We start from the raw sequence: 18291 nt of genomic DNA, 5'->3' as shown, positions 1-18291 counted from the left end.
CTTATAATTCTTTTGAAAAAGCAATTTTATATATAAGAAAACGGACAACCTTTATCATACCTTCCAGTTGCCCGCATCCTCTTTCTATTCCATTATTCCTTTATATTTACCCAAACACTCTTCACTTCTGTATAATTATCAAGCGCATATGAACCTAACTCACGTCCAATACCAGATTGCTTATATCCACCAAATGGTGCAGCAGCATTTTCTAAGTTATAATCATTAATCCACACTGTTCCTGCCTTTAATTTATTGGCAACTTGATGTCCTGTTTTAATATTTTGTGTCCATACCCCCGCTGCAAGTCCGTAAGATGAGCGATTCGCTCTTTCAATTACTTCTTCCGTCGAATCAAATGGGAGTACAACTACGACTGGTCCAAATATTTCTTCTTTGACGATTGTCATATCGTCTGTAACGTTCGTGAATACTGTTGGCTTGACGAAATAACCTTTTTCAAATGCACGTTCTCCACCAGCTGCAACAGTAGCACCTTCTGCTTTTCCTTGTTCAATGTAATTTAGCACACGCTCTTGTTGTTTTTTAGATACGAGCGGCCCCATTTCAGTTTCCTGTTCCATACCTGCTCCAAGCTTTACGTCATTTGCCATTTTTACAAGTTCGTTTACTACTGTTTCATAATGTTTCCGATGAACAAACACGCGAGATCCTGCACTACAATTTTGACCATGATTATACATAATTCCTTGGAACGCACCGTTAATCGCTTCGTCTAAATCAGCGTCTTCTAAAATGATATTTGGTGACTTACCACCAAGTTCTAACGTTACATGTTTAATTGTTTCTGCAGATTGACGCATAATATATTTCCCTGTAACTGTTGAACCTGTGAAAGCTACTTTATCAATATCATGATGGTTTACAATTGCAGCACCTGCTTCTTGACCGAAACCTGGTACAAAGTTTACAACACCGTTTGGAAAACCAGCTTCTTTAAAAAGCTTCGCTGTATATAGTAAAGATAAAGGTGTTTGCTCTGCCGGTTTTAATACAATCGTACAACCTGTCGCAAGTGCAGCTCCCATTTTCCAAGAAGACATAACGAGTGGAAAATTCCACGGAATGATTTGGCCTACAACGCCAACAGGTTCATGGCGTGTGTAATTTAAGTAATCTTTTGAAATCGGAATCGTTTGCCCGATAATTTTTGTAGCCCAACCCGCATAATAACGGTAATTTTCTACTGTCGCTGCAATATCATCCTCAAGTGCAACTTGATATGGTTTTCCATTATCCAATGCTTCTAGCTGTGCTAATTCTTCTCTATGCTCCTCAATTAAGTCTGCTAGTTTATATATAAGATGCGCTCTTTCAGCAGTAGTCATTTCTGTCCAAGGGCCTGATTCAAATGCGGATCTTGCCGCTTTTACTGCGATATCAATATCTTCTTCTTGCGCTTCACACACGACCGCAAGAACATCCTCTGTCGCTGGATTGTAAGTTTCAAACGTCTTCCCACTAGTAGAAGGAACAAATTCGCCATTAATAAACATTTTAATTTCTTCATTTAAAAACGCTTTCACTTTTGGTTTCAGCTCAATGTTTGTCGTTAACATATATACTCTCCCCTTTATTTAAACAGCTGCATGGGCTGCAATTTCTGATAAAGTGAAACTTTAATCAGTGGGGGGTTTTTCCCCGCTGATTATTAGTTGAACCAATCGGGCTTTTACGGGCAGTCCGACTCCCACATAACTTTCTTGCATCTACCGCATTTTGAGGTGGGGGTCAAACTGCCCGTTTATGCGGGATAAAATCGTTTGAAGTTTTTGATCTTCTTCTATAGTTAATCCTAGTCTCGGATAACGTGAAGGCCCCCCAGCTTGCCCGTGTAATTCCATTGAACGTTTTACGATTTGTACATATTTCCCTGATCCTTCAAGAAATTCGCATAGGGGTAAAATAGCATCATTTATCTCCCACGCTTTTTCTAATTCACCATTTTGAAAATGCTCATACATTTTCGTAACGAGACCTGGAACGATATTTCCTGCTACTGAAACCCATCCCGTTGCACCAACTAAATAGGATTCCATAACTAAATCTTCAGATCCGCAGAAGACTTGAAAAGCACCTTCGCCTTGTCTTACTAAATCTCTCGCTTTTCGAATATCTCCGCTAGATTCTTTAATATGTGTAACATTTCCACACTCTTTTCCGATACGGAGCATTAGCTCTGTACTCATATCAACACCAGAAGTAAACGGATTATTGTATAACATAATTGGTATATTTACAGCGTTTGAGATTTCTTTAAAATGAAAATAGATTTCCTCTTCTTTCGGTTTACAATAGTAAGAGTTAATAATTAATGCACAATCCGCTCCGTACGCTTCTGCATATTTCGTATATTCAATCGTTTCTTTCGTCGTCTCGGCAGCAGTTCCAACAATTACTGGAATACGGCCATCAACTTCTTTCAATACTGTTTCTACCATCTTAAATCGCTCTTCTTTTGATAAACTAACAAATTCTCCCGTACTTCCATTAATAATAATTCCAGCTACTTTTTGCTCAATAAAGTAGTTTACGTTTTGTTTTACACCATCCCAATTAATCTCTTGGAACTCATCCATCGGCGTTATTAATACTGGAAATGCCCCTTTAATCTTTTGCATCTTTATCTCTCCCTTTAACATTTTATTTTAATAAAAAACCTGTCGGAAATGGATCTGTAGGGTCTAATATAAACGTCTGCATTCCTGTAATAAACCCTCTACTTTCAAAACGGAAAATGTATCCTAGTTCTTCTTTCTTCACTTTTTCCACTGTTATAAAGCTATTAAATATACTTTCGTTTTTAAAAGGTTTATCCGTTGTAAAATCATTTTTAAATAAAGCATTAACATAAGACACAATTGTAGAAACAAACCCCGGTGAACGCACAATAAAGTTATCCTCATGAAATGTAATCGTCTTTATATGATTTTCTTCTTTTGACGAAGGATCTACTAAAATAAGTCTTTTTATAATAGATTGTTTTTGAATAGCTTGAAGTGTAGATTCTCCCCATTTTTTTAATTTAGAGATGTTTTCAATACAAATTTCTGGCGAATACGTATCCTTTTCTACAACTGCATATACTTTATCTGCTTGTATGAGAGAATAACGTATATTACCAATCTTCAAGTCTTTCTCAACCATATAACATAATTTGCTTTCAAACGAAACAGATATAACTTCATCATGCTCTATATAAGCGTTGACTGAAAATATGCCGGATAACGTTTCAATTTTGTATTGATTAGAATCTCTCTTTTTTAAATATCCGCTTTCTAGTAACATCGTTATTACCGCAACAATGCCGCCGTAATGAAGAGGAATGGATCCTTCATGATTAAAAAACAATACAGCCGCATCGACTTCAGTATGAATAGAAGGAGCAACAATACATCCATTTAAACCGATAAAACCACGTGGTTCATTTAATAAAAGCTTCATTTCTTCTGCTAATTCGCCTGAAAGTTGTTCATTTAGTTGCTCCAAACTGTAGTAGTATTTGCATGGTACGTCTTTAATGACACGAAATGCCTCGCCAGCTACGTGCACATCTACTGCTGTATACATTTTTTGAATGTTCATTTTACATCCTCCGTTTCATGTTCCATCGGCGGAATTAGCAAAAAGCCTTCTTTAAGTGGATCCTTTTCATTGTAAAAAAATCTATGCATACCCATAAGCCAAGCTGATCCCGTAATTTTCGTTACTACAGCTTCAATATTTTCTACAGATGTTGTATTTATGACACACCCTTTAAATAGAGAACCTACAATACTCTCATGAACGAATTCTTCATCGATGTCGATTTTTTTATGAGCGTATAATACAGCTAACTTCGCTGATGTTCCTGTACCACATGGAGATCGATCAATTCCTCCTGGTGGAACTACAACTGTATTTTTCATATGCGCCCTTTCATGAGTAGGATCTGTATAAAATTCAATATGTGTTAATCCTCTTATAAACGAATATTGCGGATGAATGATTTCAAACTTCTCATTAATTGTATTTCTAATATGAATCGCCTTATCAATAATTGCAGAAGCGTTTTCTGGCACTAACTCTAAACCTACTGACTTCGCATCGATAATGGCATAAAAATTCCCTCCATACGCAATATCAGCCTCTACAGTTCCAATTCCATCGACGTGTACAGAAATATTTTTCAGTAAAAAAGCTGGAATGTTACAGAAGGAGACTTCTTTCGCCTTACCATTTTGAACAGTAATATCTACTTCAACTAAGCCAGCTGGTGTATCTAGCTTTAAAGAAGTAACTGGTTCAACTATGGGAATTAAACCTGATTCAACTAAAGCTGTACATACACCAATTGTATCGTGACCACACATCGGTAAATATCCACCTGTCTCTATGTATATAACGCCTATATCAGCTTCCGGATGACACGGATCTGTTAAAAGTGCCCCCGACATTACATCATGACCACGTGGTTCATTCATTAACAATTTTCGAATCCAGTCATACTCCCTTTTCATATGTAACATCTTCTCTGCCATCGTCTCTCCACTTAACTTAGGAAGTCCGCTAATTAATGTCCTCGTTGGATTCCCGCCCGTATGTGTATCAATTGTCGTAAAGATTCTTTGTGACCTCATCCGTTTAACACCCTTTCTGTAAAACGACTCAAACGAAGTGGTTCAATAGGAATGATTGTTTCTTTTTCATTTAATAACTCCTCAATTACTTTCCCAGTAACCGCTGCAAGACTAATTCCATCACCTTCATGTCCTGCTGCTATAAAGTAATTCGGGATATGTTCCACTCGTGAAATTATCGGCAAATGATCTTCTGTCCACGGGCGTAATCCAGCATATGAACGAATCACCATCATATCTGCCATTTTCGGATAAAAACGAATCGCTCGGTTCGCAATACATTTAATGACTTCATTATTTATTCTCGTATGAAACCCTACAAATTCCCTACTGCTACCAATTAAAAAATTTTGGCTTTCTGTTGGCTCAAACACAAGAGCTACCCCGTATTTTTCAGTTAAAGCATCCACTTTTCGTTTTCCACCAAATTTAGAAATTAAATAACCAAATTCCATTACTTTACGAGAACCTACGTGCTGTTGTCTTGAAGCTACAATAATATGTCCCTTTCTCGGTTCAATTGGGATATTCACATCTAACATCTGTCCGATTTTAGGAGCCCAAACACCGGCTGCGTTCACAACTTGCTTCGCGGTAAACGTCCCATTTGTCGTTTCTATAATAAAGGATCCGTCTATATCCCTTTTCATTTCCTTTACTTCTGTATGATTAAAAGCTTTCGTACCAAATTTTTTCGACTCTGCAAGAAGTGAAAAAGCAAGAAGGTATGGATTTACAGTTGAATCAGTTGCGCATTCTAAACCACCCAATAAATCATCTGCAAAAAATGGTGATTCCTCTCTTATATCTTGCCTATCAAGCATTCGAAACGGTAAACCAACTTCTTTTTGACGATTCACCCATTGCTGTGCTGCCTCCATCTCTTCGTCTGATTCACAAACGAGAATGCTTCCTGGTGCCCTATATTCAAATGAGTGCTCCAACTCTTCACTTAATTCAGTTACTAATTTTTGACTTACTAACGACATTTGACTATCAAACCCTGGGTCTTTATCAATCGCTAAAATGTTCCCGTCACACCGTGAAGACGTCCCACTGACAAATTCCCCTTTTTCAATGATTGTTACGTCTCTTCCATATTTTGAAGTGTAATATGCAATAGAACATCCTATAATTCCACCACCTATTATTAAAACGTCACAGTGTCTCACATAGCACCCTCCTTTCTCCTAAATCTCTCACTTTCTATTTATGCAATTGGTGTGCCAACTCTACATACAGAAATATTTATATGAAATAATTTTTATTTGTAAAAATATTTTAAATTTATCGTAAATAGGTGTATTATTTTTTTATCACTGTCTAAATTTTTATACATAACAGGAGGGCACTATGGCATTTTCATTTCCAACAATAAAAGAGTTTATAAAAATTTTGTCAATTGATCGTACAAGTATCGTTAAGCACATGAAACAGGAAGGTGAAAATTTTTATTACATCCCTTCATCTACTGAAGAATGGAGTTGCTCAGTTATATATGAAGAGGACTCTTTCACTGCTTTAATCGACGCATTTTCTCATGAACCAGCCGTTGTCATTATTAACGAAAACCAAGAACCTATATGCTGTATAACTGCTCAGCAAACGATTCCTTTTCTTTATAAGTACTACAATGAACTACAAGCTTTTTATAACACTGTTATTCAAACGTCGGATTCTTCTGTTACAGTCATCGATGATAAAGAATGCGTTCGTACTTGGACAGATGGCGCTGAGAAAATCTTTTCTGTCAACCAAGATGAAATTATCGGACAACCCATCACTCGTTTTTTTGATTATAAAGATTTAGAAATTTTGCATTCATTACATGACGGAAAAAGTATAATCGCTCAGTTCCATCAGCCTCGCCCTGATTTGTTCGTATTAATTAATTCAAACCCTGTTTATTGTAACGATGAAATTATCGGAGCAGTCGTTTCTGAAACGGATGTTACAAATCAAGTTGTATTGAATGAAAAATTATTTAATATGTCGCATGAAATGCACCGTTTAGAACAAGAAGTAGCAAAATATAAAGATACATCTGACCCTTTCCATGCGATGAATGGAAAAAGCCCTGTCATACAAAGAACGATTCAATTAGCTAGAAAGGTTTGTTCTGTGAAATCTACAGTTTTAGTACTTGGCGAAAGTGGTGTTGGAAAAGAAGTATTTGCCAAGGCAATACATGAGGCGAGCGAAACAGCAAATGCCCCTTTCATTTCGATTAACTGCGGTGCAATTCCAGAAGCGTTATTTGAAAGTGAATTATTCGGTTACGAACGAGGAGCGTTTTCTGGTGCGAATAGTAAAGGTAAGAAAGGTAAAATAGAGCTTGCACAAGGCGGTACTTTATTCCTCGATGAAATAGGCGAAATGCCGCTCGATATGCAAGTGAAACTTTTACGTGTACTGCAAGAACGAAAGTATTACCGAGTTGGTGGAGAAAAAGAAATAAATATAGATTTCCGCATCATCGCTGCTACAAACCGTGATTTACAAGAAGAAATGAGGAAAGGAACTTTCCGAGAAGATTTATACTATCGCTTAAATGTAGTTAGCTTGCATATTCCACCACTACGCGAAAGACGAGAAGATATTATTGAATTAACGTACTCCTTCTTAAACGATTTTTCAATAAACTATAACAGACCAGTTCGCGACTTACCTTCAAGCATTATGCATGAGTTGCTTCATTACAATTGGCCAGGGAATATCCGCGAGCTCCGCAACGTAGTTGAAAGACTCGTCGTATTTGCGTCAGACGGCATTATAAAACAAGAATATTTACCGTTTCATACAAATGATACTTTAGAGAACCAAACGTCTCATTCCCCATTACACAGCAACAATAACACGATTCTTTCATTACAAGAAGAGATGGATGAGCACGAGAAAAAGGTAATTGAAAGAGCTTTACGCATTTTAGATGGTAATAAATTAGAATGTGCGAAACAACTTGGGGTAACGAGGGCCACATTATATAACCGTTTAAAAAGACTTGGGTTACAATAATCACCCACTCCTCCTCTATATTGGCATAGTTTTTGCATCATAATTAGTGAAAACCGAACTAGAGGAGGAATACATATGACGAATAAAGAGAACTTAATTGTTTGTCGTTGTGAAGAAGTTACATACGGACAACTACAATCGACAATTGCTGAATATAAATGCACGGCAAGAGAATTAAAACTACGAACACGTGCTGGCATGGGATTTTGTGGTGGTCGCACATGTAGAATGATGATAGATCGAATGATTGAAAGTACAAACCCTGACATAACTCCTAATGAAATTCCATTAAAATATCAGCCACCAATACGTGCAGTTACTTTTGGAGCGGTAGGTGAAAATCAATGAGTAGAATTACACATCACCCTATTTTAGGTAGTTTAAATAATAGTCAGCGCATCACTTTTCAATTTAACGGTCAACAATACGAAGCATATGAACATGAAACGATAGCGGCTGCTTTACTAGCAAACGGAATACGAACGTTAAGAATCCATGAAGATAGTGGAACGCCGCGAGGTATTTATTGTAATATCGGGCATTGTTCTGAATGCCGAGTGACGGTAAACAACCAAACGAACGTACGAGCGTGCTTAACTGTTGTAGAAAACGATATGGTTGTTGAAAGCGGAAAACAGCATCCAAATATCGTAAGAGAGATGGTGAAAAAGCGATGAGCGATGTAATTATTATTGGCGCAGGGCCGGCGGGATTATCAGCTTCCATCTCTTGTGCACGTTTTGGACTTAACGTACTTGTTATTGATGAATTTATGAAACCTGGCGGACGATTATTAGGACAGTTACACCAGGAAACTACTGGAGAATGGTGGAACGGAATAGAAGAATCGAAACGCCTTCATGAAGAAGCAAAATCACTTTCAGTCGAAATTCGATGTGGTGTTTCCGTCTATAATTTAGATAAAGATGAAAGTTGTTGGTTCGTACATACAAATATCGGTACGTTAGAAGCGCCGTTTGTACTTATTGCTACTGGGGCTGCGGAGTATTCTATTCCCCTTCCCGGCTGGACACTTCCAGGGGTTATGTCAATTGGAGCGGCTCAAGTTATGACAAATGTCCACCGAGTCCAAGTTGGTACAAAAGGAATTATTATCGGTGCTAACATTTTGTCATTCGCCATTTTAAACGAATTGCAACTAGCTGGAATTACAGTGGATCACATTGTACTTCCAGAAAAAAGCGAGTTAAGCCAAAAAGCTGGTGAACCAGAGGAAGTTTTGAACTCCCTTTTAAATGCAGCTCACCTCGCTCCGTCCGCTTTCCTACGCATAGGTAGCCGTTTTATGAAATATGATTGGATTCGAAAAGCTGGATTAACCTTTTATCCAAATAACGGGATGAAAATAAACGGAACACCACTTCATCTCCGAAAAGCTGCACTTGAAATTATCGGTACAGATCAAGTTGAAGGTGTACGTGTTGCTAACATTGACTCTAAAGGAAATATTATTAACGGATCAGAAAAGATATATGAGGCAGACTTCGTTTGTATTGCCGGAGGTCTATATCCGCTTGCCGAGCTTGCCGCTATAGCGGGATGCCCTTTCCATTACATTCCGGAATTAGGCGGACATGTTCCACTTCATTCAGAAGAAATGGAAACCCCTCTTCCAGGTTTATTTGTAGCTGGAAATATTACCGGAATTGAAAGCGGAAAAATCGCGATGGCGCAAGGAAATGTCGCTGGATATTCAATTGTAAAACAAGCTAATAGAAATTCCAATTCGGTTGAACAACACTTGAAACAAGCAATTCAAAACGTCCACACTGTACGTCAACAAGCAGCAATTCAGTTTAATCCGCTGGTTGATGTTGGTAGACGGAAAATGAATGAGATTTGGCGTGATTTTCAATCATTTGAAGAAAAACAACAAAAGAAAGCGTGAAAAACTAGCATATAAAAAAGCGGTGGATTACATTTCCGCCGCTTTTTTATAATTTTTAGTACTACAACTAGTACTTCTGTTACATCAATTACAGGAACCAAAAGTAATTACCTATTTTTCATTCCGACTAAAACTTTCGATATCGACATCCATAAATTTACAAACATTAAAATTGCGCAAATATTAGCGACAACTACATAAAGTCCTATAAATTGGTTTTCAAAGTGGAATAATGGAGTGTAATAAATGGCCATTATTAAGGATATAACCATGGAAAACAGAAGCGGTTTTTTCCTAGTTATCATATAAATACAATACAAAAACGTATAATAAGCCCAGAATTGCGCAGCATACCATGCATGAGATAGTCGAATCCCTGTTTTCGTATGCAAAGTTGTTAAAACCAGTATGCATATTACAAGTACTGCAATTAATGGCGCGATTCTAACAAATTGCAAAAGATTTATTATAAAGCGTTTTTTTGTACTGAGATGATTTACTTCATATTTAAACATCTGTTTCGTTATGTAATGAACAAAAAATATTAATCCTACACTAATAACTAACATAAAAAATATCATTACTATGCCTTCTTTTCTGAAGTTTTTATCAACTATATTTTAAAAATCAATAGGACTTAACCTAATAAAAATTACACCAAATAAAATTTTTATTAAACCATCTACTACAAAAAAGACATCTAGATTTACGTTAGTAATGATTAATCCTATGGATGCATTGATTATTAAAATAACGGACAGCAAAAACATAATCTTCCCATGTACTGGAATAAACGGTATAAAGTGAATACCTACTGCTAAAAGAATTAATAGCCAACAACTTCTATAATCATCACCACCAAAATGAAAAGCGAGAAAAACTAAAATAGCCAATATAATTATTGAAAAATTAGCCCACTTTTTTTGTTCCGGTGTTCCAGAACCAACCGCTAATCTCCTCCTAGTTTTAGGGCTCAATTGCCATATCATTCCTAATATATAAACAATAATAAAAGGCCACACATTTGGATATCCGTTATGTTTTATTAAAAGTAAGAACATTGCTGTTCCAGCAATTATTAGCCAAATTCCATTAATCTTTTGCCTAGGATATTTATAAGTTTGTGTTTCCATGTTCCGCTCTCCTTTTTTGAACTTTTCTAATCTTCTCGATATACACACTTCTTTTTCACCAGAAGCCTTATTAGCTAATTCAGCTAAATTCACACCATCATTCTTCTACCTCGCTTTGAATAATAAAATATAAGATTTCTGAAATATCATATCAAATATAGTTGTGATTTATTTGTCGCAATTCGTCGAATAGATAAATAAAAGTCGTTTTATGTCAAAATTATTATTTATTTGGATAGCCAACTTTTGATTAGATAGGTAAAATGATGCAAATACTAAATTGAAGACACATGAAATACTGGATTTTATACCAAAATAGGAAACATACTAACAATAGAAATCAAAATAAAAAAACTGTTAGAGCATACAGCTCTAACAGTTTTATTGTTCATTATTATTAAATTTCGCTAATGCGTAAATGCCTTCTTCATCATCTAATTCAAGTTGCAATCTTGCTGCAAATGAATTGACGTTATATTCTCGGTCAAGCAACAAGCGTAGTGCTTCGATTAAGTTTGCTTGAATTAATATTTGCTTGCGACCATTTACCTCTACTTCAGCAGAGAAACCGTAGTCGTCATCATACATTAGTTCAACTAAAACTTCTTCTGGCCCAACTTGTCTTTTTTCAGCGATATATACGCAAAGCGCATTTATAAGCTCTTGTTCAGAGATTTTTATTGTTTCCATGCTACTTCATCCGCCTTTTTCTTACGTTGGTCTTTGAAGTATTTAAATGCACGAACTGCTAACATTACGATACCAGCCATTACTAACATATTTACCATAAACGCTAATACAGAACCAAGAGCTCCCATATTTGCAAATAAGCTACCCATTAGTAAACCACCAAGACCACCTAGTAATAAACCTTTCATAAAGCTTCCTTTATTACTTTTTGGCGCTGTGTTTGTTGCTTTTGTTTTTGAATCAGTTGTTGTTTTTTGTGAATTTACATTAGAATCTTTTTTGTTTAAATCAACTTTTGACTTTTGACCTGAACTTGGTGTATATGATTTTTTACCAGATTTGTAACTTTTCGCTGCCGCATGATCTACGAACATAAAGCTACTAGCCCCAAAGATAACCATGAATGCTGTCATTACTGCTACAAGTTTTTTCAACATATTATATCCATTCTCCTTTTATATAGATATATGTGAAATCTATCTTTCTTGTAAATTTAGAATGATAGATTTGTTTTAAAACCATTTTAAAGGTTCTTATGAACTTATTATATGAACTTTTGTCGAAATATGCAAGCATTATTTACTTACGACAATTTCATAACATAGGAAAAATTAAGCAAAACGGAATTGACTTTAAATGAAACAAAACATATTATAAGTTCATAAGAACTTTTTATACTTTTGGAGGTGAAAAGATGGAAACATTTCATCTCACACGAAACGAAATGGCAACGCTACTTCTATCACTAAGAGGATGGAATACGAAAAAGCCTCTCGGTATTTTACAAGAAGCTTGGGCAAAGTCACATAAAAAAGATATTGAAAGCGGACAAAGCGTCACTGCTTTTATTACAACCGCACTTTCACCTATTTTTGAAAAACTGATTAAGATTGACGATACGGACGTCGGTTTTTCTTTAAACGAAATAGTTGCGCTTGGCAATCAGATTGAAAACACGAGTTTCTCTGTAACTGCTATGCAAAACTGGGTGAAACGAGATATAAAAGAAATGATTGGCTCCCCTCAAAAAGGGAAGAAATATTCAATCGAACAAGCAGCCTTACTATTCATTGTTGAAGATTTAAAAACAGCGCTTGATTTTGAATCTATTCGTAAACTATTACGACTTATCGTAAATGACCCGGCCGATCGAAGTGACGATTTAATTAACCCTGTTCATTTATATGTTGCTTATTCCTCTTTATTTGAAGAACTAAATCAAGGGAATTGCATACAACTAAATGCTACAGATACAATTCATACGATTGAAAATATTGTAAAAGAAAAAGCTGATAAAATCGCAAGTAAGTTCGATCAAATAAATAACGAACAACGCGAAGCAATTCGTAACGCTATTATTATCGCTACACTCTCTGTACATACCGCATATGTACAAATGCTTGCGAAACGATATGTGACAGCAACTTTGTTTTTACAAAATTTAGATGTGAAACCGTAAAAAACAGGAGCAGAAGTGCTCCTGTTTTTTAATTTCTATACTATTTTACCCTCCTTAACTCTTTGTATCTCATACATTTGCAACTGATTCTCTACATAAGATTCCGTTTTTTTGAACCCAGCTTTCTCATAACATCGAATTGCCCTCTTATTATCTTCCCTAACTTGCAACACAACCGCTTGTATATCAGGGTCTAAAAATGATTTAGTGCTAAAATAATTTGTAATCTCTGTTCCAAGCCCTTTTGAATATAAATTTGATACGCCAATCAAGATTGAGTACACCATCACATATATATCGTCATTTCTCTTCTTTTTTAATCCAACTCTCCCTATTACTTTATCCTCTACTACGATCACATGATAACTTGCATAAGATCGGGACAGTTTTTCAGTCCAATACTTTCGAAGTTCTTCTATTGTATATCGTTTGAATGGTTTCACGTCCGCAATGTCATGTAATTCTTCGTCGTTATACCATTCTAAGATAATTGGTAAATCATCCATTTCTAATAAACGTTCATGCCAATCCATATTTTCACCTCATCTACTTTTCAAATTACTACACCTAATTAAATTGAATACGCGTATTCTTTTATTGGCAAATTCACTATGTCTTGAATGTAAAGTGATCGTTCTATAATATCTTCTAACCGACCATTCCTATGAACATAAATACCACCAACGTATGAACTATAAGCCTTCTTTTCAGTTATTACCGCCAAAGTACCATTTCCCTTTTAAAATTCAACACTTACATTATTATACAAAACTTTCAGTCTACTACCTCCTTTCCTTCTCTTTAAATATGAGAAATTTTTAATACTTTTTTCATTATCTCTTCATGAAAACTCAATTTATATCGTTTACTATAAATACAAGGAAAAAATACGAGACATAAAAAAGTATTTAAATGGAAATATGTTCATTAAATAAGGTATAATTTGCATATAGTGAACTTTTTATGTTGTTAAATAAAAAGAACTTCCCCCTAAAAATTTATGAACTAGAAGGTGCAACAATGTTAAGTAGTTTTATTCATTCAGTATTAACGTTTTTTGAAGGATTAGGTTATTGGGGCATTATGCTTGGACTTATGATTGAGATTATTCCAAGTGAAATTGTCCTTGCTTATGCGGGATACTTAGTATCAACTGGAAGTATCTCATTTGTAGGCGCAGTTATATTCGGTACCATTGGCGGAATCATTGCCCAAGTCTTTATTTATTGGATTGGACGATATGGTGGTCGCCCTGTCTTAGAACGTTATGGGAAGTATATTTTCATTCATAAAAAACAAATTGATGCTGCTGAAGATTGGTTTAATCGTTACGGAACTGGCGTAATTTTCACTGCACGTTTCATTCCTGTCGTTCGTCATGCAATTTCAATTCCTGCTGGGATTACAAAAATGCCAATTTCACGTTTCATTACTTTAACAGGACTTGCGATTATTCCTTGGTCTATCATTTTCATTTATTTAGGTGAAAAACTTGGAGAAAACTGGGGTAATATAAATGACGTTGCCGGACCATATGTGAAATCTTTCGCTATTGGCGGGGTTGTTCTTATTATTTTATATTTCGCGATAAAAATATGGTTAAAAAAACGTAAAAACCTTGCTTAAAATTCTAAATAAAAACCGCTATACATTCAATTAGAATTATAGCGGTTTTTATTGTAGACACCATTTTTTTAGAAATTGTATAATTTCTTCTTTATGTTTTAAATCATGTTGAATGAGTGATGAAAAATAATCGTTTAATCTCACTCTTTTTGTGCCGAATTGATAGTCATCATTAAAATTCCGGGCAGGAATTTGGTTAATTTGATCAACTAATTGTTTACGAGTGAATATAAACTGATCTATTAATTCTTCTTTAGAAATACCAGACCTCGCATATCTCATTGCACTCTTGTTCATTTCTTTCACATCCGTTGGAACATCAGGTACATATTGCGAGCTTATAAAGTACAACATTCTATACTTCATTAAAAACTCATCCCAAACTATAAAATGTGAAATCACATCCGCAGTTCCCCATGAACCTTTTTTAAATGATTGAAACCATATATCATCAGATATACCCTTCAATGTTTGGCACCATTCTATTAGGCTTAGCTTTTCTTCCAGAATCCTTTCTTTCTCCATAATTCACTCCTCTTCCACACCTATAATTCATTCATTTTAATGACTTCTAGATATTTCATTAAAACCCTCCAGTTTAAGATTTACATGGATAAGTTACAATTCATTTGTAACTTCGTATAGTAACTCAAAAAGGAGCGATTTCCCTATGCATTGGCAGCAAAAAGTATCATACTTAATTGGTCGCCCTGTTGGTATTTCTCTCATTAATGGGCAAGGGACTTCCGGCGTTTTATGCGGCGTACAAGATAATCAATTATTTCTTTACGAATACCTTTACCAAGCTCAGTTCGCCATGAAACATTATGACTTTAGACAAATTCAAGATATACATGCCTTTCCAAATTGCCCACATCAGAATCCTTTATAGTGAACTACCCACCACTTAGTATCTCTTACGAGCTTACTTGAAGTGGGGGCTTCTCGGTTAATCGTTACTTTTGATAGCTAACGAATTCGTCTTAGGACAGCCGAGCTAACTCCCTTGTTCCAAAGGTTATTTTGTAACTATTTATGCCAACGCTAATAAGCGTATGGCCTCCTTTTTGATATTGATAGCCGCGTTATAGTCACGACCTATTGTTAATCCACAAAAACACTCATAAGTGCGTTCAGACAGTGGCATATCTTTTCTGGTTCCACAACTACTACACATCTTGGTAGAAGGAAACCACTTATCTATTTTTAAAAGTTGTTTTCCTTGTTCTTGTAGCTTATATACTAAAAATGTCGTGAACATCCTCCAACCGTTGTCCGCAACACTTTTACCAAAGCGAAGTGCTCGTGACATTCCTTTCATATGTAAGTCTTCTATTGCTACAACATCAAAATGAGTAGCCAATTCTTTAGACTTATGATGAAGGAAATTCTTACGTTGATTTGCCACCTTTTCATGCAACTTAGCTACACGAATGCGTTGTTTATTCCAACGCTCTGAACCTTTCACACGTCTTGCTAATACTCGTTGTGCATTTGCTAATCGGTCTAACATTTGGCGATAAAAACGAGGATAATTGGCTTTCTCATCTTCGCTACTCACGTACAATTCAGCCATTGCAAAGTCTAATCCAACCACACTTTCTACTTCTTTTTTGACGATTTCCTTTTCATATTCAGTCAAGACAGACACGTAATACTTACCAGTTGGTGTCATCGAAATCGTGCATGATTTAATGATATGGTTTTTCGGTATCTCTCTATGTTGCTTCAGTCGTACCATTTTTAGTTTCGGTAATTTGATATAACCATGAAATAACATAATATTTCCGTTTACCCTATTCGTAGTATAGGGTTTTCTACTTTTTTTATTTTTGAATGTAGGAAAATCACTTTGACCACTAAAAAAATTCTTATATGCGGTTTGCAAGTGTAGTTGAGCGTTTGCTAATGCTAATGAATCGACTTCTTTCAACCATTCATACTCTGCTTTGTATTTCGCAGGAGTAGGGAATTTTTGTTTCTTTAGCTCTTCCTTGTTCTCTTTGTACTTTTCGTATACTTCTTTCCGTTCAGTCAGCATTTTGTTATACACAAAACGTACACACCCAAAAGTTTTACGTATCAGATGTGCTTGTTCTTCTGTTGGATACAGACGAAATTTATACGCCTTATTATGCTTTGTCATATCAGTTCATCTCACTTTCCCATAAACGATTCTACTTTATCTATGGCGGTGATAACACAACATGAACACTGCATGATTATCTAATTTCATTGTTATACCAAACTTTACCTCTTATAAAGCTGATTATATCAAAGGCGAAATAAATAAGAAAACCAATTTTTTTCTACGCCAAACCGAAATTCATCTCCCACTTACCGTTGGACTATTGTCCTTCACAACGCTTGTGGAAGCAGACTTCTTTCGGATAATGCGTAAAAAAACAGGAACGGCTTTATCGCCATTCCTGTTTCCATTGTTTATACATTATTTTTCAGAGTAAAATTTCTGCACTGCTTCATCAAAATAGATCCAGCCTTTCCAGCCTAAATGAATTGTATCTTTTAAGAAATACTTATCATATTCATGGCTAGAAAAATCCACTACTGGGTATCCGGCTTTCTCGACTTGCTCGCGAACCTTATTATAATACACATCACGGCGTTCTTTTGGGAAACCAGCGTAATCATACCACGGTCCGTTTACAGGTACAGAAATAAAGAGTGGTTTTACATGTTTTTCTTTGAAAAGATCTAACACAATTTGTAAGTCATCATATTCTGGTGATTCATCATACGATTCATTTGCTCTAAAGTTTTTTAAAGCTTTTAACTTTTTCTTTAAATTATGTTTATAGTAATACGGATTTTCTATTCCGAATGTATTTGTTGTGGATTCCGCCTTACCTTCTTGTTCCGCTTGTTTACGTGCATCTTCCCAAGAAATTGAACGCAGTCCCGTATTTGTTTTCTCTTTCACTGGTTCGATCTTAAATAGAGAATTAAATAAATCTCTATGATCTAAAATATTCCGGTACATATATGCTAGCGGTTTAGCTAGTCCAGCTTTGATGTTATGTTTTGTATCGTTATATACAATACTTTCTAGCGAACTACTTAATATCGCATCTTTACGAACAACTTTATAATCTAGTAAACGTTTCGCAATTTTCTTCTTCATTTCAGGATTAATTTCATCATTAAAAATAAAATGATATGCTTGTTGTTTAGAAAAATTATTTGAAAAGTCTCCCTGTGATACACCCGTTTTTGTAAACCATTGTGGTGAAAGAACAAAGACTACTTTTTTACCTTCTAATTCATCCATTGTAGACGTCATATTTAAAATATGAGCCAAGCTTTGCGTACCGCCAGTCCCTATTAGAAATGGTGTAAAACCTGCAGGGTTTACTTTGAAATAATTAGACGGATGATATGCATCCATTCGTAAAAATTCTGATGAACCATACATCGGTAAATACTGCGAGTTCTCTAACATTTTCTGTTGTAGGAAAACACTTTGTAATTTCTCTTTTTGTAAGGAAGTTGCCGCATCTTCAACCTTTTTATCGCTAATAAGTGATACTAAACTTTTAGATGGGATAAGCACTACAATGAAAAAGAGTAAACACGCTAAAATAATTGGACCAAAAGCATGCTTCATTTTCATCGATTATTCCTCTTTCTATTACGAATAAATTGTAACCCTTGTTTTTGACACGCCATCATTTCTCTCCTTTTTCTATATACATGTTCCATTCTATTTATCTATTATTTACATGTATGTATTTCCTTCCTTCGCTCTATTAAGCCCTATAATTAAAGCGTAAGAAAATGTTTCCAAAGAAACATGTTAAT

The 18291-nt window shown here is 35.4% G+C and carries 19 protein-coding genes and 2 pseudogenes; 7 read left to right on the top strand and 14 right to left on the bottom strand.

The window, feature by feature from the left end; genetic code table 11:
• Positions 1 to 92: 92 nt before the first annotated feature.
• The 5 genes from MR109_RS14410 to MR109_RS14390 all read right to left on the bottom strand — a co-directional run bounded on the left by MR109_RS14410 (position 93) and on the right by MR109_RS14390 (position 5812).
• The gene (locus tag MR109_RS14410; protein WP_242272591.1) at positions 93 to 1580 is read right to left on the bottom strand and encodes an aldehyde dehydrogenase family protein; all 1488 of its coding nucleotides are present in this window, start codon (positions 1578 to 1580) and stop codon (positions 93 to 95) included.
• Between the two features lie 150 nt (positions 1581 to 1730).
• Complete coding sequence (gene dapA / locus MR109_RS14405) at positions 1731 to 2663, bottom strand: 4-hydroxy-tetrahydrodipicolinate synthase (protein ID WP_242272590.1); 933 nt, start codon at positions 2661 to 2663, stop codon at positions 1731 to 1733.
• Between the two features lies 1 nt (position 2664).
• A complete protein-coding gene (locus MR109_RS14400) occupies positions 2665 to 3606 on the bottom strand; it encodes a proline racemase family protein (protein WP_242272589.1) in 942 nt (313 codons plus the stop codon).
• The gene (locus MR109_RS14395) at positions 3603 to 4640 is read right to left on the bottom strand and encodes a proline racemase family protein (RefSeq protein WP_242272588.1); all 1038 of its coding nucleotides are present in this window, start codon (positions 4638 to 4640) and stop codon (positions 3603 to 3605) included. Before MR109_RS14395 ends, MR109_RS14400 begins: the two co-directional genes overlap by 4 nt.
• Positions 4637 to 5812 (bottom strand): NAD(P)/FAD-dependent oxidoreductase, encoded by a 1176-nt coding sequence (locus MR109_RS14390; protein WP_242272586.1) that lies wholly within the window; start codon positions 5810 to 5812, stop codon positions 4637 to 4639. Before MR109_RS14390 ends, MR109_RS14395 begins: the two co-directional genes overlap by 4 nt.
• 181 nt (positions 5813 to 5993) lie before the next feature.
• Between MR109_RS14390 and MR109_RS14385 the strand changes: the two genes are divergently transcribed.
• The 4 genes from MR109_RS14385 (at position 5994) to MR109_RS14370 (ending at position 9564) form a co-directional block, all read left to right on the top strand.
• Positions 5994 to 7655, top strand: coding sequence for a sigma-54 interaction domain-containing protein (locus MR109_RS14385; RefSeq protein WP_242272585.1), 1662 nt, complete (start codon positions 5994 to 5996; stop codon positions 7653 to 7655).
• Positions 7656 to 7730: 75 nt separating this feature from the next.
• Complete coding sequence (locus MR109_RS14380) at positions 7731 to 8003, top strand: (2Fe-2S)-binding protein (RefSeq protein ID WP_178939728.1); 273 nt, start codon at positions 7731 to 7733, stop codon at positions 8001 to 8003.
• Positions 8000 to 8332: a (2Fe-2S)-binding protein gene (locus tag MR109_RS14375; protein ID WP_242272583.1), complete on the top strand. Its 333-nt coding sequence runs from the start codon at positions 8000 to 8002 to the stop codon at positions 8330 to 8332. Before MR109_RS14380 ends, MR109_RS14375 begins: the two co-directional genes overlap by 4 nt.
• On the top strand, positions 8329 to 9564 hold the full coding sequence (locus tag MR109_RS14370) for an NAD(P)/FAD-dependent oxidoreductase (protein WP_242272581.1): 1236 nt from the start codon (positions 8329 to 8331) through the stop codon (positions 9562 to 9564). Before MR109_RS14375 ends, MR109_RS14370 begins: the two co-directional genes overlap by 4 nt.
• 107 nt (positions 9565 to 9671) lie before the next feature.
• On the opposite strand, the gene MR109_RS14365 is transcribed toward MR109_RS14370, so the two are convergent.
• From MR109_RS14365 to MR109_RS14350, 4 genes are all read right to left on the bottom strand, one after another.
• Positions 9672 to 10145 (bottom strand): hypothetical protein, encoded by a 474-nt coding sequence (locus MR109_RS14365; protein WP_242272579.1) that lies wholly within the window; start codon positions 10143 to 10145, stop codon positions 9672 to 9674.
• A gap of 39 nt (positions 10146 to 10184) precedes the next feature.
• Complete coding sequence (locus MR109_RS14360) at positions 10185 to 10697, bottom strand: DUF6609 family protein (RefSeq protein WP_242272866.1); 513 nt, start codon at positions 10695 to 10697, stop codon at positions 10185 to 10187.
• Positions 10698 to 11078: 381 nt separating this feature from the next.
• Positions 11079 to 11387 carry a YxcD family protein gene (locus tag MR109_RS14355; protein WP_002172318.1) on the bottom strand — a complete coding sequence of 103 codons (309 nt, stop codon included), beginning with the start codon at positions 11385 to 11387 and terminating at the stop codon, positions 11079 to 11081.
• Positions 11375 to 11824 carry a hypothetical protein gene (locus tag MR109_RS14350; RefSeq protein WP_002172319.1) on the bottom strand — a complete coding sequence of 150 codons (450 nt, stop codon included), beginning with the start codon at positions 11822 to 11824 and terminating at the stop codon, positions 11375 to 11377. The genes MR109_RS14355 and MR109_RS14350 overlap by 13 nt, the downstream gene beginning before the upstream one ends.
• 257 nt (positions 11825 to 12081) lie before the next feature.
• Between MR109_RS14350 and MR109_RS14345 the strand changes: the two genes are divergently transcribed.
• Positions 12082 to 12846, top strand: a complete 765-nt coding sequence (locus tag MR109_RS14345; protein ID WP_000447229.1) for a DUF1836 domain-containing protein — start codon at positions 12082 to 12084, stop codon at positions 12844 to 12846.
• 35 nt (positions 12847 to 12881) lie between these two features.
• On the opposite strand, the gene MR109_RS14340 is transcribed toward MR109_RS14345, so the two are convergent.
• The gene (locus MR109_RS14340; RefSeq protein ID WP_242272578.1) at positions 12882 to 13379 is read right to left on the bottom strand and encodes a GNAT family N-acetyltransferase; all 498 of its coding nucleotides are present in this window, start codon (positions 13377 to 13379) and stop codon (positions 12882 to 12884) included.
• Positions 13380 to 13417: 38 nt separating this feature from the next.
• A pseudogene (locus MR109_RS14335) lies at positions 13418 to 13585 on the bottom strand (HD domain-containing protein); the annotation flags it as partial.
• A gap of 281 nt (positions 13586 to 13866) precedes the next feature.
• Between MR109_RS14335 and uptA the strand changes: the two are divergent.
• Positions 13867 to 14472 (top strand): undecaprenyl phosphate transporter UptA, encoded by a 606-nt coding sequence (gene uptA / locus MR109_RS14330; RefSeq protein ID WP_071719317.1) that lies wholly within the window; start codon positions 13867 to 13869, stop codon positions 14470 to 14472.
• A gap of 26 nt (positions 14473 to 14498) precedes the next feature.
• Here the strand turns inward: uptA and MR109_RS14325 are convergent.
• Positions 14499 to 14997 (bottom strand): annotated as a pseudogene (locus MR109_RS14325) (DinB family protein).
• A gap of 145 nt (positions 14998 to 15142) precedes the next feature.
• Here MR109_RS14325 and MR109_RS14320 point away from each other — a divergent pair.
• Positions 15143 to 15364, top strand: coding sequence for a hypothetical protein (locus tag MR109_RS14320; RefSeq protein ID WP_242272576.1), 222 nt, complete (start codon positions 15143 to 15145; stop codon positions 15362 to 15364).
• 141 nt (positions 15365 to 15505) lie between these two features.
• Here MR109_RS14320 and MR109_RS14315 read toward each other — a convergent pair whose 3' ends face one another.
• Both MR109_RS14315 and dltD read right to left on the bottom strand, forming a co-directional pair.
• Positions 15506 to 16618: a transposase gene (locus MR109_RS14315; protein WP_242272573.1), complete on the bottom strand. Its 1113-nt coding sequence runs from the start codon at positions 16616 to 16618 to the stop codon at positions 15506 to 15508.
• A gap of 303 nt (positions 16619 to 16921) precedes the next feature.
• Complete coding sequence (gene dltD / locus MR109_RS14310) at positions 16922 to 18103, bottom strand: D-alanyl-lipoteichoic acid biosynthesis protein DltD (RefSeq protein WP_098474438.1); 1182 nt, start codon at positions 18101 to 18103, stop codon at positions 16922 to 16924.
• Positions 18104 to 18291 lie beyond the last annotated feature (188 nt).

This window comes from Bacillus cereus group sp. BfR-BA-01310 (assembly GCF_022664325.1).
GTDB classification, from domain to species: Bacteria; Bacillota; Bacilli; order Bacillales; family Bacillaceae_G; genus Bacillus_A; species Bacillus_A paramycoides.
This window is presented reverse-complemented; position numbering and strand designations above follow the sequence as displayed.